Origin of the sequence: Streptomyces sp. NPDC001796 (genome assembly GCF_042892355.1) — a bacterium.
In the GTDB taxonomy this organism is placed as follows: domain Bacteria; phylum Actinomycetota; class Actinomycetes; order Streptomycetales; family Streptomycetaceae; genus Streptomyces.
The window spans coordinates 250,195-274,820 of sequence record NZ_JBIAUC010000006.1 but is presented as its reverse complement, the minus strand read 5'-3'; the positions used below and the strand labels follow the sequence as shown (position 1 = coordinate 274,820).

Below are 24,626 nucleotides of genomic sequence, written 5' to 3'. Positions count from 1 at the left end.
GGACAAGGGAGCCGGGGCGGCCACGGACTTTGGCGAGACGGTGGCCGCCCCGGGCGCTTCTACTGGGTGTGGGCGAGTGGGAGCTCCTCGCCGGTGATGGCTTCGGTGACCATGGCGACCAGGTCGCGGGCCGCGGGCGGAGTGACCGCGTTGCCGAGCATGAGCACCCGGGTGCGCTTGTCGCTGGCGAGCAGCTTGTAGCCGTCGGGGAAGGCCATCGCGGCGGCGTACTCCTGCGGCTCCAGCATCCGGAACCGGCACTCCTCCACGCTGCGGACGGTTCCGCCGTACAGGGCTCCGTGCCGGTCGACGGTGGTCACGGTGGGCAGCGGCCGGCTGGCCGGGCGCGCGGCTGAGTTGCTGTAGTACGGCACCACCAGGCCGGGAGCGGTGACGATGCCGTGGTGGTTGCCTCCGGCGGTCACCGTGGCCAGCGGCCGGGTGATGGCACGGTGAGAGGAGCCGCCACCGCGCAGTTCCACCATGTACGGAGGCAGGGCGAGCCCGGTTTCGTTCCGGGTCGTGACTGTCCGCAGCGGTGCCGAGATGGGAGCGGCGCGCTTGCCGTCGCGGCCCTCCACTGGCACCGCGACCGGTTCGGCGAACGCGGTGAACCCGGCTCGGATGCGGCGCAGTGTGTCGGCGGCCAGGGGGCGCTTGCGCTCTCCGATGCTCTGCGCGGGAAGGTTCCAGTCGATGACCTCCGCGGCCGGGCGGACGGCCGGCTCCACCACCGTGTTACGGCACTCCACCCGCGGGCAGCGCCACACGTACTGGGCCCGCTTGCCGTACCGGCCCCAGCGCCGGTCCGGCCGCTTGAAGCCCTGAATGGCCCGGATGCGGCCGTGGACGGGGCAGTCGGCCTGCGGGCGGGTCCACTTGTCGAAGTCGGGGATGCGCTCGCCTTTGCGCCACAGCACCACATACATCCGGTCCCTCGACTGCGGGGCGGGCGGCCCGTAGGCGGCGGCATGCATGGAGTTCATCCACACGATGCGGTGCTCGTATCCCCAGGCGTGCAGGGCGGACAGCCACGCGGAGAACGCGGCGCCGGGCGCCTGCTCGGGGCCCCACCAGTAGGCGTCCACCACGTTCTCCACGATGATCGCCCGGTAGCGGTGGACTTCGGCGAAGCGCGGCACGTCGTGCATCGTCGCCCGGGAGCGGATCGCGGCCTCGTCGGTGCCGGAGGCGGCGAACAGGCCGTCGGTGTGCTCGCCGTGGCCTCGGCGCCGTCCCTTGGCGATGGAGTGGTTGGTGCACTCCGGGGACGCCCAAAGGATGTCCGTCGTCGGGTAGCGGCGCGGCTCCACCTGGGAGATGTCCGCGCAGTCGTGGTCGGTGTCGGGGTGGTTGGCCTGGTGAGTGTCGACGGCGTGGCGGGCGTGGTTGGCGGCCATCCGCACCCGCACACCGGGCACCGATACGGCGCCGGTGGAGGATCCGCCGGCGCCACAGAACAGATCGGTCAGGGTCAGCACGTAGCAGCTCCTGTTGTGTGGTCAGGACAAGGGAGCCGGGGCGGCCACGGACTTTGGCGAGACGGTGGCCGCCCCGGGCGTTGCTAGAACGGGGGCTCGGCGCCCTCCGCTACGGCGGGGCTGCCGGGCCCGGCTGGCGCGGTCGCGGCCCACGGGTCGTCACCGGACGGGCGAGCCTGCGCGGCACGCTTGGAGTTGACGGTGACGGTGGTGAAGCGCAGGGATGCGCCGATGTCCTCGACCTCGACGGCGAGCATCGAGCGGTTCTCGCCCTCCGGGGTCTGCCAGTCGTGCTGTCGGATCCGGCCGGACAGCACCACCCGAGAGCCCTTGCCCAGGGACTCCGCGACGTGTTCGGCGAGCGCGCGCCAAGCGGCGCAGCGGAAGAACGTGGAGGTGCCGTCCTTCCACTGGTTCGTCTCGCGGTCGAAGGTGCGCGGGGTGGAAGCGACGGTGAACTTGGCGAGTGCCTGGCCGGAGTCGGTGAACTTCAGCTCCGGGTCGGCGGTCAGGTTGCCGACGATGGTGATCGGGGTCTCTCCAAACGACATGCTTTGTCTCCTTCGGGGCAGGTCAGGCGCGGGTGCTGGCGTGCTGGGCCTTGGGCTCCAGCAGGGCAAAGTGCAGGGCCGATTCGGCACGGACGCCGTAGGCGTAGGCGGCATCCGCCTCGCCGGCCGCCACATCGAGCGCGGTGTGCAGCTCGGCGGCCTCGTGGTCGCTCAACTCGGACTGGTCGCCGAGGAAGTCGGCGTGCATGCCGGCGGCGTCGCACTCGACGAGGTGCAGGCGGGCCCGCTCGAACGTGGCGTAGCCGTTCCACCGCTCCAGGGCGGGCATGGCGGGCGGCACCGGGCACAGTTCAGCGGGCAGCATGTAGTGGCCGTCAACGGTGCGGCGCAGGTGGACCGCGGCGGGTTGCTGGCCGTCCAGGACACGCAGGATCGCCCACGCGGTGCCGTAGCCGTAGGCCAACGCGGTGTTGAGGTACAGCTCCCGCAGCGCGCGGGCAGTCTTGCTGAGCGTGTCGCCGATGGCGAATACGGCGGCGTCGTGCGGGCGGAACGGAACGGAGCCGGGGTCGCGGCCGTCGACGTGGACCGCAGCGTCCAACAGACGGATCCGGTCCGGGCTGTAGGCGTCGCGCTCCAGCTCCGCGGCGCGGGCCGCGCGCTGCGCCTCGCGGGCGGCGGCCCCGAGCGCGAACACACTGTCGGTGAGCGAGTCGAACCACGCGAGGGTGGTCTTCATGGGCAGGGATTCCTTTCTCAGCGGTGCAGTTCGTTGCGGTTGCGGGAGATGAGCCCGTACGCGGGGGCGCTGATCGTGTTGGTCTCCTGCCGGACGGGCCCGGCGTAGTGGTGGTGGGTTTCGGTGTGGGTGGTCTTCAGGGACCGCAGGGCGGAGCCGATGGCGGCGGCGACGGCGGCCACGGCGGCGATGGGCAGCGTGATGAACAGGACGCTGGTCAGGGTCACGGCGGCGAAGCCTTGGCAGGCGAGCCAGATGCCGCACCCGACACCGACGAACGCGGCTCCGGTGCCGATGCCGGCGACGGCGGTGCCCGCGGCCCACGCCGGGACGATCCGGCGGTCCGGTTGCGGGACGGGCGGGGTGGTGCCGTAGGTGGGCAGCGGGGTGGTGTCGCGGAAGGCGGTCGGTATCTGCGGGACGGGCCGGTAGGCGTCGGCGATGATCCGGCGGGCTTCGGCGGTGGCTTCGGCGTCGGTCATGCGCGGCTGCCAGGCCGCGGGCTGGTCGTGGTCGGGCACGGTGGGCTCCTGCCAGGGGTCAACTGATGTGGCGGGTGGCGTCGGCCAGCGCGCGGCATATGGCGCGGATGGTGTCGGCGGCGCTGGTGCTGGCGGTGAAGAAGCCGAACAGGAACAGCACGAGGGCGCTGAACGGGCCGACGTAGCGGCCGCGCAGTAGGGCGAAGGTCAGCAGCCCGAGGACTGCGACGGCGGACAGGGTCACGATCACGAGCGGCCTCCCGGGGAACGCGCGGCGGGCAGCACCCATGGGTGCTGCCCGCGCTGTGGCTTGTCGCGTTGCTTGTCGCGTTGCTTGTCGTCTGCCTTGTCGTCTCGCTTGTCGCTTGTCTTGTCTTGTCGCTTGTCGCCTTGCAGGTCACAAGCCGTTCCCGGGCTCCTAGACCCGCTCCGGACAGCTTCTGTTCCGGTGGGGCGACAGGCGACAAGTGATCAGGTCTCGCCGGACTGTCCGGGGGCGTGCTGGCGGTGGACGTAGCGGGCCTTGGTGCCCTCTCCGACACGGACCGCGGTGCCGTCCTGGGCCCATGCCTTGAGCCAGCCGACGACCGTCTGACGGGTCGTGCCGTACTCCTCGGCCAGGGCGCGGGCGATCGCGGACGCGCCGGTGCCCTCGGTGCCGGCGGCGAGCAGCAGCGCGAGCGCGGCCCGCTGCGCGGGGCTGTCCTGCTCGCCGCGGAGAGCGGACAGGTTCAACCCGCCTGCGACGGGCGGCGGCCCGTCGCTCGCCGGGGCGTGCGGGTCGGGGGCGGTGCCGAACTGGGCGTCGATCTCGGCACGGAAGCGGCGCAGCATCTCGTCTTCCTCCGAGCGCTGTCCCGTCTCCTGGCCGCGCAGCGCGGACAGGTTCAGCCCGGCCCCGGCCGATGCCGCAGGGTCGGCGTCCGTGCTGGCGTCGTCTGGGGCGCGGTCGAGCATCCACGCGGTGCGGTCGGCGTCCCAGCGGCGGGCGTAGGCGAGCCCGGCTGCCTTGGCGGAGATGGCGTCCAGGACGGGGTGGCGGTCGGACGTGGCGGCGATGATCTCGCGGATCTGGTTCGGCAGGATCCGCCACGCCTTGAACAGTCCGGCCGGTGACTCCGGGGTGCCCATGAACCCGGACCCCTTGTAGGGGGCCTGATCCACGCGCAGGCCACGGGAGCCGGGGAACATCTTGGACAGGTCCATGCCCTCGGTCTCACCGCCGGTCAGCGCCACGCGGACCTTCGCTTCGCGGCGAATCATCAGGTTGCCCAGCACCGACCCGGTGGCCCCGAGGGCGGTGAGGACGGTGCGGATGCCCATGGCGCGGGCGATCCGGATCACTTCCAGGATCTTTTCCGCGAGCTTGCGCATCTGCCGGTCGGGGCTGGCCAGGATCTCCGCGCCCTCGTCGATGACCAGCATGATCTGGGGGATCTTCGGGCTGATGGGCAGCAGGTCGGTGTTGGCCTTGGCGAGCAGGTCCTGGTAGCCCATCTTGCGCTGCTTGGCGACTCTGACGGCTGTCTCGAGCATGAGGAGGGCTTCGTCGTAGGTTCCGGCGAGCCAGTCGATCCCGGGCCGTACCGGCTTGCCGTCCTGCCCCTCGATCTCCCCGTTGAGGGCCGGGAGCACCCAGGGCAGGCCCGCGCTGCCGGCGTTCAGGTCGATTACCCAGGTCAGCATGTCCTCGGCTCGGGCGAACCCGGCCAGGATCAAGTGGACCAGGTTCGTCTTGCCCGAGCCGGTGGGGCCGACGACCAGCGCGCACTGCTCACGCAGATACGCCCGGATCTCCTGCGCGTTGGTGCGGTAGCCCCACGGGATGCCGGTGAGCACAGACAGCGGCCCGTACTCGGCCGGGTAGGTGCGCTCCTGCTCCAGCACGTTGACCGTGGTCACGTCGATGATGACCCGGCCTTGGTCGATGCCCGGGGAGGCGGTGGCGGTGCAGCCGTGCGGCAGCCGCGCATCCGCGGACAGCCGCGCGGACTCGGCCGCGATCTTCGCGTAGGTGGCGCCGCCGGGCGGGAGCTCCGCGTCGATGGAGAACCCGGCCCCGGTCTCCCACATCTCCACGGCCAGCACGCGCACGGTGATCCCGCACACCCGCTGGATCCGCTCCACCCATTCCGCGGCAATGGCCCGGCGCTCCGCGGAGAGCTCCCGAGCAATCTGCCGCTGCTCAGCGGCAATCGCCTCCTCCTCCCGCGCCTCCTCATACAAGGCGGTGGAGCGGGCGGCGGCGCCGATGCCCACGCCGATGGTGGCGAGCGAGCCGAGTGCGGCCCAGGTCAGGGGGCCGTGGGTCATGGCCCAGGTGGTCCATCCGGCTCCCACGAGCCAGGAGGCGGCGCGGGTGGCGAGGGTGCGGCCGGCGTTGCGCACGCGGATGCCGGCGACGGTGTGGCCGAGGGCGCCGGCCGCGCCGACGGCGAGGGCCCAGCCGGGGGGCATGCCGGTAGCGGCGCCGGTGGTGGCGACGGCGAAGGCTCCGGTGGTGGCGGACAGGGCGCCGGTCACGGGTCCGTGACCGGCGGCCCAGTCCAGCACCGGGCCACTGCCGGCGTTCTGCTTGGCGGTGGCGGTGCTGGTCATGTCAGACGTTCCAGCCCTTCTCGGCCTCGTGGCCGTTGCGGGGGTCCTCGTGGCGGGCGATGTCCTGGGCGTGGACCTGCCTAAACAGCGGGCCCATGTCCTCCGCGACCGCGACGGCGCTCATCAGGGCGCCGAAGATATCGTTGAACCCGGCGGCGACTTCCTTCTCCAGCGGAAACTCCGAGTCGGACCGCTCGGCGAGGATCTTCATCACGTTGGCCACGCTGGTCAGCGCGGCGGGGAGCCCTTCGACCATGGCGAGGATCTCCATGGCGTTCTCGGGGTCGTAGGAGTTGGCGGCCTGCTCCATCTCGGCCGCGGCCTCTTCGAATCGGAATCCGGACACGTGCTCTCCTTCACTGACCTGCGATGCGGGGGTGGGGGGCGGGACCTGAACGGCCGGCCGCTCGATGCGGTCTCCGATCCCCTCGGTGCCCTCCTGAATGGCTTCGGCGTCCGCTGCGGCCTCCTGCTCTGCCTGCTTCTCGCGGATCGCCGCGTCGCGCTCGGCGCGCTGCTCGGCGGCGGCCCGGGCCAGCCGCCGGTACAGGCGGCGACCGGGGTGGATCAGCCACGGAAGGCCGAACTTCCGGCCGATCGGGGTGGTGAGCATCCCGAGCAGGCCGATCGGGAGGGCGAGCAGGGCGGCGAGGAGGCGGCGCCCGTGGAAGCGGGCCGCGGACCTGCGCAGCGCTTTTCGGGCCGCCTTGCGTGCGGGTGCCTTGCGTACCTGGGCCCGCTGCGCGGCGACCGTTCCGCCGGTCTTGGCGTCCCGCTTGGCGCGCTGCTTAGCAATGGCCGCATCCCGCGCAGTGCGGGCCCTGCGGACGGCGCCGCCCAACAGGCGACCCGTCAGACCGGCGCGCTTGCCCAAGCGGGCGTTGCTGGCTGCTGCTTTGGCGTTGCGGCGGGCGTCGGCGACCGCGCGGCGGGCGGCTGTGGTCTGGGCCCGCTGCCCGGCACGCGACCCGGCCGCAGCCTTCTGCGAGGCTCGCAGGGCCCGAATCTGCCCGACTCGGCTAGTCGCCTTCCCGGCGCCGCCAGGCGCTCGCTTGGACACGCTCTGACCAGGCTTGCTGCCGGTCTTTCCGCTGATGGCGGTGCTGCCGTGGCGGGTGGTCGGACCAGTGGTGCGGCGGTGCTGGCCGGGCATGCTGCTCGACCGCCCACCGGACCGCCCGGCGCGTCCGCTCGGCGCGCTGCTTCGGCTACCGCCTGATCCGGTCCCGCGGTGGCGCAGGCCAGAGCTGCGGGCAGCCGTGCGGCCGGCAGTACGGGCCGCTGCGCGCCGTGTCTCGCGGCGGGCGTTGGGCGTGCGGGAGTGGGTGGCGGCGACCGTGCCCAGGACGACTGCGCCGGTGGCGGCGACCATGGCGGCGATGGGGCCGCCGGCCAGGGAGGCGGCGGCGACCATGCCCACGGTGGTGTTCGCACCCGACAGGGCGAGGGGGACGACCGGCCAGCCGCCGGGCGTGTGCTCCACCTCGGTCGCGGTCGGTGTCTGCTCGGCCGGTACGGGGGCGGGCGGGGGTGTCTCAGGTTCGGCAGCCTCGACGGCTACCGGCTCGGTGCTGAGTTCCGTCATGCTGATAGCCACTCCTTCAGGGAGGACAGCAGAGGCCCGGACGCCATGCCGTCCAAAGCGAGCGTCCGGGCCTCTGCGTTGTAAGAAGACGCTGGTCAGAGCTGGTTGGGCTCCAGAAGGAAGAACCCGACCGAAGCGCCGTGCAGGGCGGAGTCCTGCTCCGTGACGGCCCGGTAGATGAGCAGGTAGGCGTCCTGGCGGGTGCTGCCGGGCGGGGGCGTGATGGTGCCCTCCTGTGTCATGGAGAGCCGGCCAGGCTTCTCCAGGGTGATGACGAAGTGATGCGTGCCCTGCCCCTGCTGCGCGGGGACGGCGCCGGTGGCGGTCTGCGTGGTCACGGTCGATCTCCTACGTGTCGGTTCGGACCGCGCTGTGCGCGGCTGGCGGGATGTCGAGACAAGCTCGCCGGGTCTGCGCGCCGGGTCTGCGAAGGTGCCGCTCGCCGGGGCTCACCGGCTCTGCTTCACTGGTGCTCGACTGCTTCCGGCAGTCGCAACGACGGCCAGCCCAATTGCCCTGGGCTGGCCGTCGTTGGTGGTGCCGGACGTCGGTCAGGCGTCGGATTCCTCATGGGACATCAGTGAGCCCCACGCGCGCCGTACGCGCTGTTCCCCGCCGACGAAGCCGCCCTCGCGGAAGGCGGCCACGGCCTGGCGGTAGGACAGCGGCGGGTCGTCGCTGTAGCGCAGGTGGCGCAGGACGACGACCAGTTGGTCATCCGTCAGCGGCTCCCCTGTCACCGGGGTCGGGACGCCGGCCACGGCCGCGATTTCGTCCAGCGTCACGGGGGGTGTGACGGGGGTCGTCACGGGCGTGACGGGCCCTGCGGGTACGGTCTCGAATTCGGCCGTGGCCTGCGTGTCTTCCTGCGTCACGGGGGGTGTGACGCCCTCCTCGGCCCTGGGCTCGACGGCGGGCGTTTCCGGCGAGGGCGTCACATCCGGGGTGGGGGCCGTGACGGGCAGGGCGAACATGCCCGCAAGGGCCGCGTCGGCGCCGGCCGTCATCCGCTCGCGCTGGACATCGACCAGGTGCGCCCCGAGCAGGGCGTCACCCGCGCCGACCTTCTCAGCGAGCTTCCACGACGCCAGTTCCGACTTGTTACGGGCTTTTTCCTCGGGGTGGTTCGCGGCGCGGGCCCGGTGGTAGGCGAGCCGCTGCATGACGGCGGCGTTGCGGCGCTGCGCCTCGGCGTCCACGCCGGTGCGGTAGACCACGATCCGGCGGGCCAGCAGGCCCATGCCTTCCGCGGACACGCACATGGCCATGGGGGTGACGGCGAACACGACCGCTTCGGTGGTCGTCTTGGCGACGGCGGCGCCGGTCAGGGAAGCCACCGCGGGCAGCGTCCACAGCCCAATCCGCACGGTGGCCGGGGAGGACTGCCCCAGCATGGTCAAGCCCACCAGGACCAGGGCGAGGACCAGCGTGGCGCCTTCACCGGCCGCGACCACACCCAGCGCGGTCGCCGAGCGGTGGAACACGGAGGTGATGTTGCTGTAGGTGCCGACCGCGCCCAGGCCGCCGAAGGCGACCATGGGCAGCGCGGCGGCGCCCAGCACGCATGCTTGGCCCCTGCTCAGGGACCTTTCCGGGATGCTGTTCATCAGACCTTCCAGTCATCGAAGGAGGGGTTTTCAGGTGGCGCGCTGTTCCTCGGCGGTCAGGCACATGCCGCAGATGCCGAAGCGGCGCGGGATGCAGTAGCCGACATCGAGCCGGCAGCGGGGGCAGGTGCGGCGGGCGAGCATCGCCAGCGCGAGAGCGCCCCACTTGCGGGAGGTCATCGGCCGCACCGGCACCGCGCGGTCGATCCGGTAGAGGTAGCCGACCCGTACGCCTCCGGCTCGCCGGTTGGCCCGCATCACCTGGGCCGCTATCGGCTGCCCGCCGGGGCGTAAGCCGCGCTCGCGGAGCTGGCGGCGGGTGGCCAGGCCGTCCGGGGCCAGGCGCCAGGGATAGGTGGGAATGCCGTAGCGGGCGCCGGTCGGGTCCAAGCACTTGCCCAACGCCCCCGACATCAGGCCGCCGCTCCGATCAGCTCCGGGTCGGGGACGGGCGAGAAGCCCACCAACGCCAGCTCGGCACCCGCGTACTCGACGCAGGCGCGCAGGACGCGCGTGCGGCCGTCGCTCTGCGTGCTGTGCTTCACGGCGTCCGGGGCGATGCCCAGCGCATCCCGCCACGCCTCGAACTGGGAAAGGTCGTCGTAGACCGAGAGCTCCAGCCGGTTGGGGAAGATGTTGGACAGGTGCACGGCCGGTGCCGGCAGGTGCCCGAAGTCCGTGGCCAGCAGGCGCAGCGCCCGCAGCGCCACGGCCAGGCCGTCCAGCGTCAGACCCGCGTTCATGCCGCGACCCCCTCACGCGCCGGACGCCGGCGGGCGGGGCGGGTCAGCGGGACCACGTTGAACAGGTCCGGGTGGTCCTCGACGACCCGAGCGGCCAGACGGATCAGGCCGTCGGGCAGGTCGGCGAACTCGGGGTCGGCGAGGATGTCACGGGCCGCATCCAGGCGGGCCGCGCGCTCCTCGTCGCTCTCGCCCTCGGCTCCCAGCCACAGCTCAACCGGGGTTCCGAGCGCCAGTTCCGCGAACTCCGCGGGGGAAGCGGCCTCATGACCGGCAACGATGTTCTTCATGGGACGGACTCCAGTGAGACGGGAACGGCCCACACAACAGCGGCTCCGGTGATCCAGCACCGGAGCCGCGAGCCGTCGAAGCAGGTAGATCCAGCTCCCCACGCCCCGCCCGTACGACCGCCGCACCGAGTGCGGGACCGGACGGGCGAGGGAGGCAACCGGCCGCAGCGCAGGTAGCGCGCTGCGGAGAGGCTGAAGAGTGCGCGGGTCTTGCTCCGCGCGGGCCGCCTTCCTGGCGAGCTGTCCCGTCTGTGTTCTTCAGATTGACCTAGGTCAATCTGGGTGTCAAGCGGGTCTGCCGAAGGATCAGAGATTGACCTAGGTCCCGGTACGCTCGAAGTCATGGACCAGAGTGCCGAAGCGCCCAAGGCATCGCCCACGGCCAGGCAGATCGCGGCGGAGTTTCGCGAGAAGATCACGGGCCCCGACCGTGAGTACGGGCCGGGGGACCGTCTGCCGGCCGCTCGCACTCTCGCCAAGAAGCTTGGCGTGCAGCTCATGACCGTTCAGAGCGCGTACGGTCAGCTCCGCGACGAGGGGTTGGTTCTCACCCAGCAGGGCCGTGGGACGTTCGTCCGAGATCCCTCAGCACCCCTTGGCAGCGAGCCGGGCAGCAGCCCGACGTTCACCGCATTGGCGACCGAACTGAGCACGATCCATGACGCTCTCCGTGTGCTCGGAGAGCGACTCGACCGCCTTGAGAGGCTTGTAGGTGGCGGTACTCCACCTTCGCCGTGAGTTCGTTCGCGCGCCTCAGCAGGTGCTCCATCCTGGCGCGCGCGTCGCTCAAACTCGCTTGTAACAAGGCAAGTTCCCCAGACGTCAGACCCTGCAGTTCGCTGCCTCGCTCATTGATCCCTGGCATGGCAATCAGCATGTAGCCAGAAACGAAGGGGGACCCGGACAGACTGTCCGGGTCCCCCTTCGTCGCAGCTCAGGAGGGTTGACGGTTCGTCATTGCCTCTTCCACAGCATCGAGCATCGCGGCCCAGGGGAGTTCGCGCCCCGCCGGCGCCTCCCGAGGTTCGTACAACGGCCACACGTCCGGTCCGTAGACGACGTGTACGCCTCCCGCCCGAAGGGTGTCGATGTGGTGCTGCCAAGCCGGGTGCCGAGCGTGCGCCGCATTCACCCGCGGGAACACGACGACGGGCAAACCGAGCGTGCCGATAGCCTCGCCGACCTGGGTCAGGGCCTGGTTGTCCATCACGCCGCTTGCAAGCTTCGCCACCATGTTCGCCGATGCGGGAGCGACCACGTAGCAGTCAACCGGCGGATGCGGCCTAGCCTCGCCGGGAAGCCGCGGTTCGTCCCGCACGGGAAGCCCAGTCAGCTTCTCCAGCCGCTCGACTTCCCCACTCATCCGTAGCCACCTACCAGCGGTCGGAGTCAGGGTGACAGCCACCTGCCATCCGCGGTCCATCGCGGGCTCGACAAGGCCAGTGCGCAGCGCTTCCACGCCCCCGGCCGCTGATCCGACGACTCCCAGCACCCCACGCTTGCCTGAAGTCACTGCACCGCCCTGCACCGTTGAGCCATCACGAACACCTCCGACGAACGTGAGCCGCCCGTGACCGGTGACTGTTTGATCAAGTCCCGCAGCGTCTCGCGCACCCTGGGATTGTTGCGTACCAGCTGGGGCGACGTGCGCTCAGCGGTTCGCAGCTCCTCGAATGCCTCGTCACCGCGCCCGGCGAGCGAGAGGGCACGCGCGAAGTCGATCCGGTGGGACACGCTTCGCTCCTGCGGCATGTGGTCCACGTTGATCCGACCGTGTTCCACCACGTAGGACACGTTGTCGAGGTCCAGCTCAATGGACAGGCGGTGCAGCAGGACGTTCGTGGGTCCGAACCCTGTCTGCCAGTAGTTCTCATCCGACCCGAGATCATCCGCGAGTTCTTCGGCTCGGTTCAGCAGAGTCGTGGCGGTGGGGCGGTCCTGGTGCCGCGCTGCCGCGACGGCGGCCCGCAGGTGGATCATCCCGAGCAGACTGATCGCGGCGGGATCGTGATCCGTCACCTGGGACGACAGCCAGGCAGCCGCCGTGTTGCCGAGTTCCAGCGCGTCGTCATACCGACCGTTGGCCAGCAGAGCGTGTGTACCTGAGCGCGCCGCCGATGCCAGGACGAGCGGGTCGTCTGACTCGTCCGCGGCCCGCATCGCACGTTCGGCAGCGAGCCACGAGATGTCCGACTCTCCGATCTTTGCCAAGGTGGTGGCCGCAAGGTGGTGGGTTCTAGCCGACACAGCCCAGCAGTCGCCACGATCCTCGCCGCGGCGGGCCGCTCGCTCCTCCAACTCCTGTGCGCTCTGAAGCGGGGCAGGCAGAGCAGCGATAACGCTGCCGAGCCGCCCTCCCTGGTAGTCGTTCCACGCATGCTCGACGCGTACGGCCACAGGCGCGGGGGTAGGGAGCTGCGCCTCAGCGTCCGGACCGAAGAGCAGGCGTGAGAGCCGCCGCGGGCTCATGAGGGCGTCCCGCACTGCAGGCACGTCGTCCTGCTGCCTCTCGTCCTCCATAAGCACGGTCTGACCAAACAGGTCTCCGAGAGGGACGCGCAGGATGCGCGATAGTTCCGCCAGCATGTCGATTCGGGGCGGCTTCCTACGGCCAGTCTCGATCTTCGCCAGCCAATCTGTGCTACGGCCGACCAGGCCGGCGAGGACCTCTTGGGTGTAGCCGCGACGCTTGCGGTAGAACGCGATCCGCTCGCCGATGCTGAGTTGATCTCCGAGACCACGCATTGCGGGCTGCCTCCTGCTAGTTGGGGGCCGGTTTCACGGTACAGAGCCGGTGATGCCGCGGGTAGCTGGCCTTGCACGGCATCAGCGTCTCTACGAGCGTGCGGCGCCCACAGCAAATAGACCCAGACGAAGTGTCCGGGTTTGTGATCCCGTGTGGGCGTGTCCAGTCGCAGCGCGTAAGGGACCACTCAGGTCATGGCAAGGACGACTAGAGGGGCTGCCACATTCGAACACATGCGCCATATGACATGTGGTGGGACATGTGGTGGATCGGAGCCGTTGGGACACCGTAGTCCGACTTGATGCAATATGCCACTTTCGAATGCCTATGCATGGCTCTGCGTCATCGGATTTGGCGTGAGAGTCGGCGATTCTTTTGCATCCCTCTTGCGGCGCCCTGTCGAAGCTGGATGATTGTAGGGCACCACTGTGTCATGCCCCGCATAGGAAAACACTCCAGCAGACAAGTCGTGAAGCGAGACGCCATTGAGTCAGCCCGTTGCCGCTCCGCGTTTCAGTGCCGACGAGGTCGCTGACCGTCTAGGCGCGCCCGTGACTTTCCTCGGATCCGGAGCATTTGGTGATACATGGAAGGCGGGCAGTGAGGCCGTAAAAATCATCTGTACCGACGACTACCCTAGGGCACGGTTAGAACGGGAGGTCGAAGGGCTCTCGCGTGTCAGCTCTCCTTACGTGGTTGCTTTCCATGGGCTGGGAGAACTGGAACTTGGCGGTCGGCGGCGGCCAGCACTGCGCTTCGAATACATTGCGGGCGGTGACGCCGAGCGGCGCCTCAACGATGGAGAACTCGTCCCGATGGATTCCGTGGTCGGTTTCCTCCGAGGTCTTCTGCTCGGTGTTCAGGCTCTTCATAAAGCAGCGACAATACATCGGGACATTAAGCCCGCCAACATCGCTTTGCGCGATGGACGGTGGGACCGCCCGGTGCTGCTGGACCTTGGGCTTGCGAAGCAGATGGATGCGAGCACGATCACGGTGTATCCCGGACACATCGGCACAATGCCTTACATGGCTCCGGAACAGCTCGAGGGACGACGCGCGCGTAAAGCCGCTGATTTGTGGGCGGTGGGCGTCTCGGTGCGTCAGATGATTTCTGGTCGCCATCCATTTTACTTGCCCCACGAGAAATATACTCTCAGTGAAGCGTTCGCAAGGCTTGCGGCTGGGCCCGAGGACCTGCCACAGGATTGTCCCGGCTTGGTTAGACAAGTGTTGGACAGGCTAACGGCTGTCGTTGAACATGAACGCGGAAGCAGCGCCAGTAATCTAGCGCGGCTCATTGCGCAGTAGGGGGGGAAATGGCCCACGAAGAGCCAGAACCGATGCCTGAGGATGACTTGGATTGGCTGGGCGACGAAGACAGCCTCACTCAGGCAGTCGACGAAGAGCAATTGCAAGACGAGGCGGCCAATGCATGGTTAGCCGCCGAAGAGGCATATGTTCCGCTTGACGACGGAAACGGTTATTTGGCCGTGGGTGGGACGGACGCAGGCAGCATTGTGTCCGCGCTGCCGGCGGGATCGTCACCGGTCGGCAAAACCACGGCGCCTGTAGTCATCAGCCGAGACGACGCTTTGAGAGGTGACCGCCCGGTCTACCTCGTACACCGTGGCGCCCGGCACGCGAATCTTCTGCCGATAGTGATGGGCGACCTGCATCATAAGAAAGGAAGATCCCTGACAGTCGGAGCCGTAGTCAGCTTGCCTTCCGCTAAGGCGAGTAAGAATGCCTCCTTCTTCGATCAGGCATCCGTGGCAGCTATGCGTATCGCTGACCCTCAGTGCTACCGCCTCGACGACAAGATACTTCGTTTGCCGCGGAATCCAATCGGAAAGCGAGCTCTGGAGTACGCCCCTTATCTCTCCTGCGCCGAAGAGTCCGACTGGTTGCGCCAAGTGATGGATGCACAACGGGCGGTTGGTGCCAATCTTCTACTAACTCCGGGGCGGGCACTCAATCCGGACGATCCGCAGAATTCTCTAGATACAGCTTTCCAGGAGGCTGACCAATTCCTGGCCTTGACGGAGCGAGGCGAGCGCGTAGCCCTCAACCTGACAATTCCATCCCGGTGGCTTGCCGTTGGAGCCCTTCGCAATCGGCTCCTCGATGAGATCCTCGATCAAGATCAGTTCGACGTGCTGTATGTGCGAATCCAGTGGGCACAGACGAAGGCATTCGCTCCAACCGAAGACGCCGACCTGCTCATGGGCATTAGGCGACTCGCCAATCTTTGCCAAGACGAGGGGCGGTCATTGTTGCTTCCTCAGACCGGCATAACTGGCTGGTTTGCCCTCGCGCACGGCGCTACCGGATACGGGCTGGGTGTTAGCGGCTCCGAGCAGTGCTTCGCCGAGTACGCCTTTAGGCGAGGACGTCCAGGACAGCAGCAAGCTCAAAGGTATTTTGAGAAGCAGATGTTGCACACGATCGACAGCAGTTCTCATGACGTGGTGCAACTGGTACCAGGCTACCTTGGCTGCGACTGTTTGTACTGTCCCAGCCTATTCGACGCCCAACCGTGGTCTCATCCCCTTGCTGCGCTGCACCACATCTTTTCGATGGGCGCCCTGACAGCCCGTGTGCAGGAAGATTCAGCTCGGGGCGGACGCCATGCGGCAGTTCGGCGGATCGTGGCTGCTGCTAAGCGGTGGTCGAGTGGACTGCCACCTCTCGGCTCCGGCGACGTCCCGCGGCATCTGGCCGTCTGGGATCAGGCCCTGTAGTCGTAGTCAAATCCACACCAAATACAAGCCCAATCGTGCCGCTCACTTCACCATTAGAATAGAGGTGAGCGGCTCTTTCGGCGAGCAACTCGCGATACACATTGATTGTGGTACTGCGCTTTGGCGGGCGAGGTGAAACGGCACGCTGAATGCCATCACGAGGATGCAAGGTTGCCAAGCCAATGCCTGCCCGTGTGAACCATTCATGGTGCGCTGTAGCTGGTGCCGAATGGGCGGAATCCATTACTAGCCACGACTCATCCGCCGATGCCCGATGCCGCAAAGTTTGGCTATATCCGCTACGCCAGTCATAGATTTTGGCTTCCATCGTGCTGACATGTTTGGCCAGACTCTCGTACCGCGCCACGGAACGCCAACGGCCGCGTGACTCCTTATGGACGTGCCCGTATGCCAAGAGCCTTGGCAAAACGATCGATGAAACGTATTTGGCACTCAGTTGTACTTGATTGGCGAGTGTAGCCGCGCTTACCGTTTCGGTTTTGGCGGAATTAAGAGCGCGAAGTACACACATATCGGCAAAGTCTACGATGAAAGATTGAGAGTTGGCCACCCTTCGAGTCAGGGCGGTCTTATTGAAATCAATACAGACAATGTCAGGGATGCCGGCTGTAGTTTGCACCTCGAAAAGCGTTTCGATTTCTCGCCCTGGCAGTAAGCAGGATGCCTGTTCTGCGATAGGTGCGAGCATGTCGGCTTCTCGTTCGTACTGTTTTTTCCGCATGCCGCTCCTCTGGATCAGGTCATCGCGTATCAGTATACGGTTGTCCGTCGATTTTTGCTATAGACGGGAAGGGTGATTTTTGATCGTGCTCGAATCTGCTGCGTCCTATCCCCTCGTTTTTGAGGCTTGTCAGGGATTTTCAAGGCGTCACGCTAGGGGTCAACTGGACTTCTTAGACAGGGGGGAGCCGGGTGGCACTGGCCAACTCGGGTGGTCTCGGAATCGGCCCTCGTCTACCCAGTAGGAATTTCTCAGCCGACGATAATCGAAGTCACTACCTTGGGGAGTGCGCTGCACCATAAGGAAGCCGTGATGCTCCAACTCCTTTCTGCCTCTGGTCCATGTGTTGTGGGATAGTCCGTAGGAATCACGTCGCTCTCTAGTAAGGTAGCGAGGCTCTTTGTAGCCGCCCTGGGCTTCCAGCAACGCAAATAACAAGGCTATTCCCGTTGCGCTTAGATGGAGAATCCAGCCATTCCGCCAGAACTCCATGGGGATACCCACATAACGTCCCTGAGTGCTGGCGCGGACATATGGGCGGTCGGGTGATTCGGTGGATACCAGCTTGATGGCGGGGGTATTGCCACGCCTCGGCTCCAGTTCGATGAAGCCGTTGCGACTCAGCCACTTGAGGTTGCTGCTTACCCGTCGTGGCCCTGTATCGGGAGGCAGGGCGAGCATGCGCGCCCAGGCATACGGCACCGGCGGCTGTCGGATGTCGTAGGGCTTCGCCGTGGCCATCATCGTGATGCACAGGTACAGCTTGAGACGGACCTCACCGCCGCGGCCGCCCTGGATGAGTCGGGCAAGAGGTGGTTCCACCCCGTCGACCTGGGACCTGACGAAGGTGGGCGGAAACGGCACCTTCCCGTGCCGCGCAGCCCGGTCAACTGCTTTCTCCAGCTGTCTGACTGCGTCCGGATAGAGGGGGTTGGGCAAGTCGTCGACCTTCCTGGAGGAGAAACCGGGGGTACAGGGGTCCCAGGGGTACAAGGGGTTCTTCCTTATACCTTCCACCGGGAGCGCGCAAGCTGTCCTTCACAAGAGCCTGCTCACGTCATCGAGAAGGTGCAATTACGTCATCAAAAACGCATTAGGTCTCCTCTGGTAAGGCCTTGTAAGGCCTTTGACCTGCAGTTTTTGGTCTGTCACCTTGGTTCTGCCTCGCCAGGGGGGCGCAGGCGGACGAGGTCGCTCAGCGCGAGAGCGCTGAGAGGAGGAGATCAGGTGAACGGGAACAACCCATCCCAAAGGGGTATCTGGCTGGCGATCATCCTTCTGGCCAGCCTCGGGGTAGCCGCTGTGGCTGGCGCCCTCTTCCACATGGCGGGTGCCGCGCTGCCGGCGGTGATGGGAGCCGGTGGCGCTGCGTTCATGGGTGTGGCGAGTCTCGGTCTGGCGGCGCATCGCTTCATGACGGAGTGAACCGCGGACTTCGGCTGTGGACGACGCATGGACGGTAAGGCCGTACTGGCATCAGGTAAGGGCCATTACCGCAGGTCGGGGCCTGCACGGCCTACCGAACATGATCAGACTGTAAATCTGTCGGCTATGCCTACCCAGGTTCGAATCCTGGCGCCGCCACACGGAAGCAAAAGGCCCGTGACCTGCGAAGAAAGCAGGTCACGGGCCCTTTGCCATGCACCTCGGTCCCGCTCCTTGCTCACACCGGTCGCCTCGTGCCCCGGCCGAGCCGGTTCTCGTATGCCGAACCCGCCGAACCCGCCGCCGACCGACGACCCGTCAGGGCTGCCGGACGTCCATCCGGCTCACCAGGCCCTCCGCGTCGAAGCGGTACACATGCTCGACGGTGTCCGACGCCCATTCGTCGCCCGTCTCCGTGCGTCCACCGGGCCGCACGGTGGCGACGACCGCCTCGCCGTCGTCGTCCGGGCGCAGGCCCTCCAGGCGTACCAGCGGGTGGCCGGAGGCGAACTGGCGTGCCCAGTAGGCGCGTACCTCCTCGTGGCCGTGGAGTCGTACGCCGTCCAGGACGTTCGGCCAGTCGACGTCCGGGGACAGGCAGTACGGGACGAACGCGTCCCGTTCGTCCGTGGCGAACACCTCGTACATCCGCCTCAGCAACGCCGCCCGCGACGGCGGAACCCCCTTCGGCATCTCCGCCCCGCTCAGTTTCCGGCCACCGACTTCACCGCCACGGACACCGGGGTCGAACCGCTGATCAGCTCGAGCGTGAGACCGGTGGTCGCTGGTGTGTCGACGAGTTCGGCAAGGACCGCCGCCACGTCGTCGCGCGGGATCGCGCCGCGTCCCGTGTGAGCCTCCAGGCGGACCAGGCCCTTGCCGGCGTCGTTCGTCAGGGACCCGGGGCGCAGGATCGTCCAGTCCAGGGACTTGTGGGCGCGTACGTAGGCGTCGGCCTCGCCCTTGGCGCGCAGGTACACGTCGAAGACCTCGTCGCCCGGGTGTTCGGGGTCGGCGCCCATCGACGACACGACCACGAACCGGCGCACGCCCGCCCGTTCCGCCGCGTCCGCGAACAGGATCGCCGCGTCCCGGTCCACCGTGTGCTTGCGGTCCGCGCCGCTGCCCGGGCCCGCGCCCGCCGCGAAGACGGCCGCGTCGGCTCCCCGCAGGTGTGCGGCGACCTCCTCCGCCGACGCCGACTCCAGGTCGCACAGGATCGGCTCGGCGCCAGCCTCCCGCAGATCGTCGGCCTGTTCCGCCCGGCGGATGACCCCCGCGACCTCGTCACCACGCGCGGCGAGCAGCCGCTCCAGCCGCAGCGCGATCTGACCATGACCTCCAGCGATGACAATGCGCATGTTTCCGACCGTACGCCCCGACGGGGGCTTTTGCCCCGCGACTCCCACGACTTCACGCACACCGGAACGCACCTTCCACCCGCGCGCAACGACCGCACGTCAGGGCCGAGTTGCCCCAACGCCGTCACGACGGCTCCGCGCGGCCCTGCCGTGGCAGCTCCAGCGCCACCGCGGCCGAGTCGCAGTACTCCCGCACCGCGCTCGTACGAGCCACCAGGCGCCCCCGGTGGATCACCACCCGGCTGTAGGCCAGTGACAGCGCGCCGGCCAGCCCGTCGGCGCGCACCGCGAGCAGTTCCGCCGGGAAACCCGCCTCCACACGCACCTCCGGCAGCCCCATCGCCGTCCGCGCCGACGCGCTCACCATGTCGTACGCGTCCTCGGCGGGCACCCCGTACCGCGAAGCCAGCAGGTAGGCCGCCTCCAGCGGGTCGCCGCGCCCGACCGGGTTCGCCGGGTCCCTCAGCGCCCCGCTGCCCGCCGCGACCCGCACCCCGGCCGACCGCAGCAGGCGCACCGGAGCCGTGCCGCGCCGGCCGACCCCGCCGCAGCCGCCCTGCGGCAGGCACACCACGGTGACCCGGGCGGCGGCGAGCCGGTCTGCGACGCGGGCGGCCGTCCCCGCCGGGAGGCGCCCGAGGCCGCCGCACGGACCGAGCGTCACCGCGGGCCCAAGACCGCCCGCCATCGCCGCGAGCCGGGACAATCGCACCGGATCGCGGGCGTCCGTGTGCAGATCGACCGGGCAGCCGAACTCCGAGGCGATCTGCAGGACCGTCTCCGCGTACCCGGTGGGATCGGGGTCCGCGTCCGGGCAGCCGCCCACCGCCGTCGCGCCCATCTTCACCGCGTCCCGCAGCATCGCGAGCCCGTCCGCGCCGGCGACCCCGGTCAGCGCCCCCGGCATCGCCACCACCGTCAGCTCGGCGAGCCCGCACAGCGAGCGCCGCGCCCGCAGAACGGCGGCCAGCGCGTCCAGCCCCGGTACGTCACCGATGCGCACGTGCGAGCGCAGGGCCGTCGCCCCGTGCCCGAGTTGCAGCAGCGCGGCCTCGGTGGCGCGACGCTGGACCTCCTCCGGAGGAGGCGACTGCGGGCCGGCGCCGCCCGGACCCCGCGAGGCGCCGGTGCCGTCGGCGGACAGGGCCGTGTCGCAGTGGGCGTGCGGCTCGGCGGGGGCCGGCAGGAGCAGATAGCCGCGCAGGTCGACGCGGGCGCCGACGGCACCCGTTGCCAGGCTGCCGGGCGTGCCGACGGCCTCGATACGACCGCCCCCGAGCCGCACGTCCACCGTCCGGCCGTCGGTGAGCAGGGCCCCGCACAGCAGCAGGGCGGCCGAGTCGGCGGGTACCGACGGTGAGGGCGGGAAGCGGGGCTGCTGCGGCCGGCTGTCGGGCATCGCGCTCCTGTGGTTCACGGCACCAAAGGCAAGATCACGCAGGGTGGGTCGAGCCTAGGGTTGCGACCCGGCCGGGGCGGGGAGGAGCGCAATAGTCATACCGGGGGTGTGGTGCGTGGGGGCACCGGGAACAGTACGGATGGGGTGGCGCGAAACGGATTTGGGCGAACGGCAGGCGACCGTGTAATGTCTTCATCGCTCGCCCCAATAGCTCAGTCGGCAGAGCGTCTCCATGGTAAGGAGAAGGTCTACGGTTCGATTCCGTATTGGGGCTCTGATGGGAGAGGTTCCCGCCGCGAGGCGGGGTCCGATCGCATCGCAGCGGTGTAGCTCAGTCGGTAGAGCAAGCGGCTCATAATCGCTGTGTCACCGGTTCAAGTCCGGTCACCGCTACTCACAGTAGCCGATTGCGGGGTCGGTCCTTCGATCGGCTACTCTTTCTTGCGTTAATTTCGTCTACCCGTTCGTCAAGGAGCACTCACGTGGCTGCCACCGACGTCCGCCCGAAGATCACGCTGGCCTGCGTGGAGTGCAAGGAGCGGAACTACATCACCAAGAAGAACCGGCGCAACAACCCGGATCGTCTTGAACTGAAGAAGCACTGCCCGCGTTGCAACGCGCACACCGCGCACCGCGAGACGCGCTGATCAAGACTCATCAGCGAGGCCGCCCCCTACAGCAGGGGGCGGCCTCGTGTCGTTTCGGCCCGCGCGGCGCACGGTCGTTGTCAGATGCGACGATGTGGGCGGTCCGCAGGCCCGGACCGTCTCCGGACCGGGCGGCTCGTCCAGCGCGGTCAACCACAGCACACACCAGGAGGTGCCGAGCCCATGGCGCTCGACCAGTCCTTCGTGGGGCGGTCCTACCCGCCCACCGACCCCTATGAGGTCGGCCGGGAGAAGATCCGTGAGTTCGCGGAGGCGATCGGGGACGCCAACCCGGCCTACACGGACCCGGAGGCCGCCAAAGCGCTCGGTCACCCCGATGTGATCGCCCCGCCGACGTTCGTGTTCGCGATCACGTACAAGGCCGCGGGCCAGGTCGTCGAGGACCCGCAGCTCGGCCTGGACTACAGCCGGGTGGTGCACGGCGACCAGAGGTTCGTCTACACCCGCCCGGTGCGCGCGGGCGACCTGCTGACCGTCACCTCGACCATCGAGTCGATCAAGAGCCTGGCCGGCAACGACGTCCTGGACATCCGCGGCGAGGTCCACGACGAGGTCGGTGAGCACGTGGTGACCGCCTGGACCAAGCTCGTCGCCAGGGCGCCGGAAGAGGGGGAGTGACCCGGATGACCGCGAAGATCGCGTACGACACCGTCGAGGTCGGCACCGAACTGCCGGCCCAGACCTTCCCCGTGACCCGCGCCACGCTCGTGCGGTACGCGGGCGCCTCCGGGGACTTCAACCCGATCCACTGGAACGAGAAGTTCGCCAAGCAGGTCGGCCTGCCGGACGTCATCGCGCACGGCATGTTCACCATGGCCGAGGCGATCCGTGTGGTGACCGACTGGATGGGCGACCCGGGCGCGGTCGTGGAGTACGGCGTCCGCTTCACCAGGCCCGTCGTCGTCCCCAACGACGACCAGGGCGCCCTCGTCGAGGTCAGCGGCAAGGTCGCGGCCAAGCTCGACGACAACACGGTCCGCGTCGACCTCACGGCGACCAGCGGCGGCCAGAAGGTGCTGGGCATGTCGCGAGCGGTCGTACGGCTGGCCTGACCCGAGGCCGAAGAACTTGGTGAGGGGCGTTCGCCATTGCGGGCGCCCCTTACGTTGTCCGGGGCTGCCGGTGCCGTCTCGTAGTCTTGGGCGCGTGCAGGAACTCCACGACGCCCCGCTCGCCCCGCTGACCACCTTCCGACTGGGCGGCCCCGCGCACCGCCTGATCACCGCCACCACCGACGCCGAGGTGATCGAAGCCGTCCGCGAGGCCGACGACTCCGGTACGCCGCTGCTGCTGATCGGCGGCGGATCCAACCTGGTCATCGGCGACAAGGGCTTCGACGGCACCGCCCTGCGCATCGCGACGAAGGGTTTCTCCCTCGACGGCACGAGACTGGAGCTGGCCGCGGGCGAGGTGTGGAGCGACGCCGTCGCCCGCACGGTCGAGGCCGGGCTCGCCGGTATCGAGTGCCTGGCCGGAATCCCGGGCTCCGCGGGTGCGACCCCGATCCAGAACGTCGGGGCGTACGGCCAGGAGGTCTCCTCCACGATCACCGAGGTGATCGCCTACGACCGCAGGACCCGCGAGACGGTCACGATCTCGAACGCCGAGTGCGCGTTCTCGTACCGCCACAGCCGCTTCAAGGCCGACCTCGACCGGCATGTCGTTCTGCGGGTCCGTTTCGAGCTCCAGGACGCGGACGGACTGTCCGCGCCCATCCTGTACGCCGAGACCGCCCGTGCCCTCGGCGTCGAGCCCGGGGACCGCGTGCCGCTGGCCGACGCCCGCGAGACCGTGCTGAAGCTGCGTTCGGGGAAGGGCATGGTCCTGGACCCGGAGGACCACGACACCTGGTCGGCGGGCTCGTTCTTCACCAACCCCATCCTCACGGACGAGGACTTCGCCGCGTTCCGCACCCGCGTGAAGGAGCGGCTGGGCGAGGAGGCGGAGCCGCCCGCGTACCCGGCGGGGGAGGGGCACACCAAGACGTCGGCGGCCTGGCTGATCGACAAGGCGGGCTTCACCAAGGGGTACGGCACCGGGCCCGCCCGGATCTCCACCAAGCACACCCTGGCCCTCACCAACCGGGGCGGCGCCACCACCGAGGACCTGCTCGCGCTGGCTCGCGAGGTCGTTGCGGGGGTGCGTGAGGCCTTCGGGATCACCCTGGTGAACGAGCCGGTGACGGTCGGCGTGCGCCTCTGAGCCGACCGGTCGGCCCGATGGGCCGCGGTGGGACGACGGGGTGGCGGCCCGATGACGGTGCTCGCCCCGCCGCCCCTACCCTCCCCGTCCCGGGCCGCCGCTCCCGCTCGCCCTCTCAGGCCCCGGACGAGCCGGGTGTGCTCAGCCAGTCGTCGACGCCGGCCAGCAGTTTCGCCTTCACGTCCTCCGGGGCCGCCGAGCCCCGTACCGACTGGCGGGCCAGTTCCGCCAGTTCCTCGTCCGTGAAGGCGTGGTGGCGGCGGGCCAGTTCGTACTGGGCCGCCAGACGGGAGCCGAAGAGCAGGGGGTCGTCGGCGCCCAGGGCCAACGGGACGCCCGCCTCGTAGAGCCTCCGCAGCGGGACGTCCTCCGGCTTCTCGTACACCCCGAGAGCCACGTTCGACGCCGGGCACACCTCGCAGGTCACGCCCCTGTCGGCGAGGCGCCGGAGCAGGCGCGGGTCCTCCGCGGCCCGTACGCCGTGACCCACACGGTTCGCGTGCAGGTCGTCCAGGCAGTCGCGGACCGAGGCCGGGCCCGTCAGCTCGCCCCCGTGCGGGGCCGACAGCAGGCCGCCGTCGCGGGCGATGGCGAAGGCGCGGTCGAAGTCCCGCGCCATGCCCCGCCGTTCGTCGTTCGACAGGCCGAAGCCGACCACGCCCCGGTCGCGGTAGCGGACCGCCAGACGGGCCAGCGTGCGCGCGTCCAGAGGGTGCTTCATACGGTTCGCGGCGACCAGGACCCGCATGCCGAGGCCCGTCTCCCGCATGGCCGTCTCCACCGCGTCCAGAATGATCTCCAGCGCCGGGATCAGACCGCCGAGGCGCGGCGCGTACGACGTCGGATCGACCTGGATCTCCAGCCAGCCGGAGCCGTCCTTGATGTCCTCCTCCGCGGCCTCGCGCACCAGTCGCCGGATGTCCTCGGGCTCCCGCAGGCACGAGCGCGCCGCGTCGTACAGGCGCTGGAAGCGGAACCAGCCCCGCTCGTCCGTCGCCCGCAGTCTCGGCGGTTCCCCGCTGGTCAGCGCTTCGGTGAGCGCCTCGGGCAGGCGCACGCCGTACTTGTCGGCCAGTTCCAGCAGGGTGGCGGGCCGCATCGACCCGGTGAAGTGCAGGTGCAGATGGGCCTTCGGCAGCCGAGAAAGATCACGCTCAGCAGCATCACGTACGTGCTCCATTCCAGGATCCTGCCGTACGCCCCCGCCACCCCGGTAGCGCTTTCCCCGAACGTGGTCTTGCTCGCACACGCGAACGGGCCGCCTCCCTGAAGGGAAACGGCCCGCACACGCGCGTGAAGAACG

General features: G+C 68.8%; 26 protein-coding genes and 3 tRNA genes. 11 read left to right on the top strand and 18 right to left on the bottom strand.

Features of this window, described 5'->3' with window-relative positions; translation table 11 throughout:
- Positions 1–59 precede the first annotated feature (59 nt).
- The 12 genes from ACFYZE_RS15420 to ACFYZE_RS15365 form a co-directional block, all read right to left on the bottom strand.
- Positions 60–1,481: a DNA cytosine methyltransferase gene (locus ACFYZE_RS15420; protein WP_388993025.1), complete on the bottom strand. Its 1,422-nt coding sequence runs from the start codon at positions 1,479–1,481 to the stop codon at positions 60–62.
- 83 nt (positions 1,482–1,564) lie between these two features.
- Positions 1,565–2,032, bottom strand: coding sequence for a single-stranded DNA-binding protein (gene ssb / locus ACFYZE_RS15415; RefSeq protein WP_388993022.1), 468 nt, complete (start codon positions 2,030–2,032; stop codon positions 1,565–1,567).
- Between the two features lie 22 nt (positions 2,033–2,054).
- Positions 2,055–2,732 (bottom strand): hypothetical protein, encoded by a 678-nt coding sequence (locus ACFYZE_RS15410; RefSeq protein ID WP_388993019.1) that lies wholly within the window; start codon positions 2,730–2,732, stop codon positions 2,055–2,057.
- A 17-nt stretch (positions 2,733–2,749) separates the two neighbouring features.
- Positions 2,750–3,253: a hypothetical protein gene (locus ACFYZE_RS15405; protein ID WP_388993016.1), complete on the bottom strand. Its 504-nt coding sequence runs from the start codon at positions 3,251–3,253 to the stop codon at positions 2,750–2,752.
- A gap of 19 nt (positions 3,254–3,272) precedes the next feature.
- Positions 3,273–3,464, bottom strand: coding sequence for a hypothetical protein (locus tag ACFYZE_RS15400; RefSeq protein WP_388993013.1), 192 nt, complete (start codon positions 3,462–3,464; stop codon positions 3,273–3,275).
- Between the two features lie 221 nt (positions 3,465–3,685).
- Positions 3,686–5,812, bottom strand: coding sequence for a hypothetical protein (locus ACFYZE_RS15395; protein ID WP_388993010.1), 2,127 nt, complete (start codon positions 5,810–5,812; stop codon positions 3,686–3,688).
- Between the two features lies 1 nt (position 5,813).
- The gene (locus tag ACFYZE_RS15390) at positions 5,814–7,397 is read right to left on the bottom strand and encodes a hypothetical protein (RefSeq protein WP_388993006.1); all 1,584 of its coding nucleotides are present in this window, start codon (positions 7,395–7,397) and stop codon (positions 5,814–5,816) included.
- Positions 7,398–7,492: 95 nt separating this feature from the next.
- A complete protein-coding gene (locus ACFYZE_RS15385) occupies positions 7,493–7,735 on the bottom strand; it encodes a hypothetical protein (protein WP_388993003.1) in 243 nt (80 codons plus the stop codon).
- A gap of 213 nt (positions 7,736–7,948) precedes the next feature.
- A complete protein-coding gene (locus tag ACFYZE_RS15380) occupies positions 7,949–9,004 on the bottom strand; it encodes a hypothetical protein (protein ID WP_388993000.1) in 1,056 nt (351 codons plus the stop codon).
- Positions 9,005–9,034: 30 nt separating this feature from the next.
- Positions 9,035–9,418, bottom strand: a complete 384-nt coding sequence (locus ACFYZE_RS15375; protein WP_388992997.1) for an RRQRL motif-containing zinc-binding protein — start codon at positions 9,416–9,418, stop codon at positions 9,035–9,037.
- Positions 9,418–9,747: a hypothetical protein gene (locus ACFYZE_RS15370; protein ID WP_388992994.1), complete on the bottom strand. Its 330-nt coding sequence runs from the start codon at positions 9,745–9,747 to the stop codon at positions 9,418–9,420. Before ACFYZE_RS15370 ends, ACFYZE_RS15375 begins: the two co-directional genes overlap by 1 nt.
- On the bottom strand, positions 9,744–10,037 hold the full coding sequence (locus tag ACFYZE_RS15365; RefSeq protein WP_388992991.1) for a hypothetical protein: 294 nt from the start codon (positions 10,035–10,037) through the stop codon (positions 9,744–9,746). The genes ACFYZE_RS15370 and ACFYZE_RS15365 overlap by 4 nt, the downstream gene beginning before the upstream one ends.
- Before the next feature lie 342 nt (positions 10,038–10,379).
- Between ACFYZE_RS15365 and ACFYZE_RS15360 the strand changes: the two genes are divergently transcribed.
- Positions 10,380–10,775 (top strand): GntR family transcriptional regulator, encoded by a 396-nt coding sequence (locus ACFYZE_RS15360; protein WP_388992988.1) that lies wholly within the window; start codon positions 10,380–10,382, stop codon positions 10,773–10,775.
- A 196-nt stretch (positions 10,776–10,971) separates the two neighbouring features.
- On the opposite strand, the gene ACFYZE_RS15355 is transcribed toward ACFYZE_RS15360, so the two are convergent.
- Positions 10,972–11,496 carry a flavoprotein gene (locus ACFYZE_RS15355; protein WP_388992985.1) on the bottom strand — a complete coding sequence of 175 codons (525 nt, stop codon included), beginning with the start codon at positions 11,494–11,496 and terminating at the stop codon, positions 10,972–10,974.
- Positions 11,497–11,546: 50 nt separating this feature from the next.
- Positions 11,547–12,782: a helix-turn-helix domain-containing protein gene (locus ACFYZE_RS15350; RefSeq protein ID WP_388992982.1), complete on the bottom strand. Its 1,236-nt coding sequence runs from the start codon at positions 12,780–12,782 to the stop codon at positions 11,547–11,549.
- A 552-nt stretch (positions 12,783–13,334) separates the two neighbouring features.
- Between ACFYZE_RS15350 and ACFYZE_RS15345 the strand changes: the two genes are divergently transcribed.
- From ACFYZE_RS15345 to ACFYZE_RS15330, 4 genes are all read left to right on the top strand, one after another.
- Positions 13,335–14,093 carry a serine/threonine-protein kinase gene (locus tag ACFYZE_RS15345; protein WP_388992979.1) on the top strand — a complete coding sequence of 253 codons (759 nt, stop codon included), beginning with the start codon at positions 13,335–13,337 and terminating at the stop codon, positions 14,091–14,093.
- A gap of 8 nt (positions 14,094–14,101) precedes the next feature.
- Complete coding sequence (locus tag ACFYZE_RS15340) at positions 14,102–15,526, top strand: hypothetical protein (protein ID WP_388992976.1); 1,425 nt, start codon at positions 14,102–14,104, stop codon at positions 15,524–15,526.
- A 1,969-nt stretch (positions 15,527–17,495) separates the two neighbouring features.
- Positions 17,496–17,693 (top strand): hypothetical protein, encoded by a 198-nt coding sequence (locus tag ACFYZE_RS15335; RefSeq protein ID WP_388992973.1) that lies wholly within the window; start codon positions 17,496–17,498, stop codon positions 17,691–17,693.
- Between the two features lie 79 nt (positions 17,694–17,772).
- Positions 17,773–17,852 (top strand) — tRNA-Tyr (locus ACFYZE_RS15330).
- 159 nt (positions 17,853–18,011) lie between these two features.
- Here ACFYZE_RS15330 and ACFYZE_RS15325 read toward each other — a convergent pair.
- The 3 genes from ACFYZE_RS15325 to ACFYZE_RS15315 all read right to left on the bottom strand — a co-directional run bounded on the left by ACFYZE_RS15325 (position 18,012) and on the right by ACFYZE_RS15315 (position 20,453).
- Positions 18,012–18,386 (bottom strand): nuclear transport factor 2 family protein, encoded by a 375-nt coding sequence (locus ACFYZE_RS15325; protein ID WP_388992970.1) that lies wholly within the window; start codon positions 18,384–18,386, stop codon positions 18,012–18,014.
- Between the two features lie 11 nt (positions 18,387–18,397).
- Positions 18,398–19,054, bottom strand: a complete 657-nt coding sequence (locus tag ACFYZE_RS15320) for an SDR family oxidoreductase (RefSeq protein ID WP_388992967.1) — start codon at positions 19,052–19,054, stop codon at positions 18,398–18,400.
- 124 nt (positions 19,055–19,178) lie between these two features.
- The gene (locus ACFYZE_RS15315; RefSeq protein ID WP_388992964.1) at positions 19,179–20,453 is read right to left on the bottom strand and encodes an amidohydrolase family protein; all 1,275 of its coding nucleotides are present in this window, start codon (positions 20,451–20,453) and stop codon (positions 19,179–19,181) included.
- 201 nt (positions 20,454–20,654) lie between these two features.
- Here ACFYZE_RS15315 and ACFYZE_RS15310 point away from each other — a divergent pair.
- The 6 genes from ACFYZE_RS15310 (at position 20,655) to ACFYZE_RS15285 (ending at position 23,323) form a co-directional block, all read left to right on the top strand.
- Positions 20,655–20,727, top strand: a tRNA-Thr gene (locus ACFYZE_RS15310).
- Between the two features lie 46 nt (positions 20,728–20,773).
- A tRNA-Met gene (locus ACFYZE_RS15305) sits at positions 20,774–20,846 on the top strand.
- 89 nt (positions 20,847–20,935) lie between these two features.
- Positions 20,936–21,100, top strand: a complete 165-nt coding sequence (gene rpmG / locus ACFYZE_RS15300; protein WP_067397031.1) for a 50S ribosomal protein L33 — start codon at positions 20,936–20,938, stop codon at positions 21,098–21,100.
- Positions 21,101–21,283: 183 nt separating this feature from the next.
- Positions 21,284–21,739, top strand: coding sequence for a MaoC family dehydratase N-terminal domain-containing protein (locus ACFYZE_RS15295; RefSeq protein ID WP_388992961.1), 456 nt, complete (start codon positions 21,284–21,286; stop codon positions 21,737–21,739).
- 5 nt (positions 21,740–21,744) lie between these two features.
- The gene (locus ACFYZE_RS15290; RefSeq protein WP_388992958.1) at positions 21,745–22,173 is read left to right on the top strand and encodes a MaoC family dehydratase; all 429 of its coding nucleotides are present in this window, start codon (positions 21,745–21,747) and stop codon (positions 22,171–22,173) included.
- 94 nt (positions 22,174–22,267) lie between these two features.
- Entirely contained in the window at positions 22,268–23,323 is a 1,056-nt protein-coding gene (locus ACFYZE_RS15285; protein ID WP_388992955.1) for a UDP-N-acetylmuramate dehydrogenase, read from the top strand.
- A 115-nt stretch (positions 23,324–23,438) separates the two neighbouring features.
- On the opposite strand, the gene ACFYZE_RS15280 is transcribed toward ACFYZE_RS15285, so the two are convergent.
- Positions 23,439–24,503 carry an adenosine deaminase gene (locus ACFYZE_RS15280; protein WP_388992952.1) on the bottom strand — a complete coding sequence of 355 codons (1,065 nt, stop codon included), beginning with the start codon at positions 24,501–24,503 and terminating at the stop codon, positions 23,439–23,441.
- Positions 24,504–24,626 lie beyond the last annotated feature (123 nt).

Bases quoted from the DNA above. Each gene is read 5' to 3' on its own strand.
- ssb (WP_388993022.1), bottom strand. From the start codon at position 2,032: ATGTCGTTTGGAGAGACCCCGATCACCATCGTCGGCAACCTGACCGCC.
- ACFYZE_RS15410 (WP_388993019.1), bottom strand. From the start codon at position 2,732: ATGAAGACCACCCTCGCGTGGTTCGACTCGCTCACCGACAGTGTGTTC.
- ACFYZE_RS15395 (WP_388993010.1), bottom strand. From the start codon at position 5,812: ATGACCAGCACCGCCACCGCCAAGCAGAACGCCGGCAGTGGCCCGGTG.
- ACFYZE_RS15390 (WP_388993006.1), bottom strand. From the start codon at position 7,397: ATGACGGAACTCAGCACCGAGCCGGTAGCCGTCGAGGCTGCCGAACCT.
- ACFYZE_RS15380 (WP_388993000.1), bottom strand. From the start codon at position 9,004: ATGAACAGCATCCCGGAAAGGTCCCTGAGCAGGGGCCAAGCATGCGTG.
- ACFYZE_RS15375 (WP_388992997.1), bottom strand. From the start codon at position 9,418: ATGTCGGGGGCGTTGGGCAAGTGCTTGGACCCGACCGGCGCCCGCTAC.
- ACFYZE_RS15370 (WP_388992994.1), bottom strand. From the start codon at position 9,747: ATGAACGCGGGTCTGACGCTGGACGGCCTGGCCGTGGCGCTGCGGGCG.
- ACFYZE_RS15365 (WP_388992991.1), bottom strand. From the start codon at position 10,037: ATGAAGAACATCGTTGCCGGTCATGAGGCCGCTTCCCCCGCGGAGTTC.
- ACFYZE_RS15360 (WP_388992988.1), top strand. From the start codon at position 10,380: ATGGACCAGAGTGCCGAAGCGCCCAAGGCATCGCCCACGGCCAGGCAG.
- ACFYZE_RS15350 (WP_388992982.1), bottom strand. From the start codon at position 12,782: ATGCGTGGTCTCGGAGATCAACTCAGCATCGGCGAGCGGATCGCGTTC.
- ACFYZE_RS15340 (WP_388992976.1), top strand. From the start codon at position 14,102: ATGGCCCACGAAGAGCCAGAACCGATGCCTGAGGATGACTTGGATTGG.
- ACFYZE_RS15325 (WP_388992970.1), bottom strand. From the start codon at position 18,386: ATGCCGAAGGGGGTTCCGCCGTCGCGGGCGGCGTTGCTGAGGCGGATG.
- ACFYZE_RS15320 (WP_388992967.1), bottom strand. From the start codon at position 19,054: ATGCGCATTGTCATCGCTGGAGGTCATGGTCAGATCGCGCTGCGGCTG.
- ACFYZE_RS15315 (WP_388992964.1), bottom strand. From the start codon at position 20,453: ATGCCCGACAGCCGGCCGCAGCAGCCCCGCTTCCCGCCCTCACCGTCG.
- ACFYZE_RS15295 (WP_388992961.1), top strand. From the start codon at position 21,284: ATGGCGCTCGACCAGTCCTTCGTGGGGCGGTCCTACCCGCCCACCGAC.
- ACFYZE_RS15290 (WP_388992958.1), top strand. From the start codon at position 21,745: ATGACCGCGAAGATCGCGTACGACACCGTCGAGGTCGGCACCGAACTG.
- ACFYZE_RS15280 (WP_388992952.1), bottom strand. From the start codon at position 24,503: ATGGAGCACGTACGTGATGCTGCTGAGCGTGATCTTTCTCGGCTGCCG.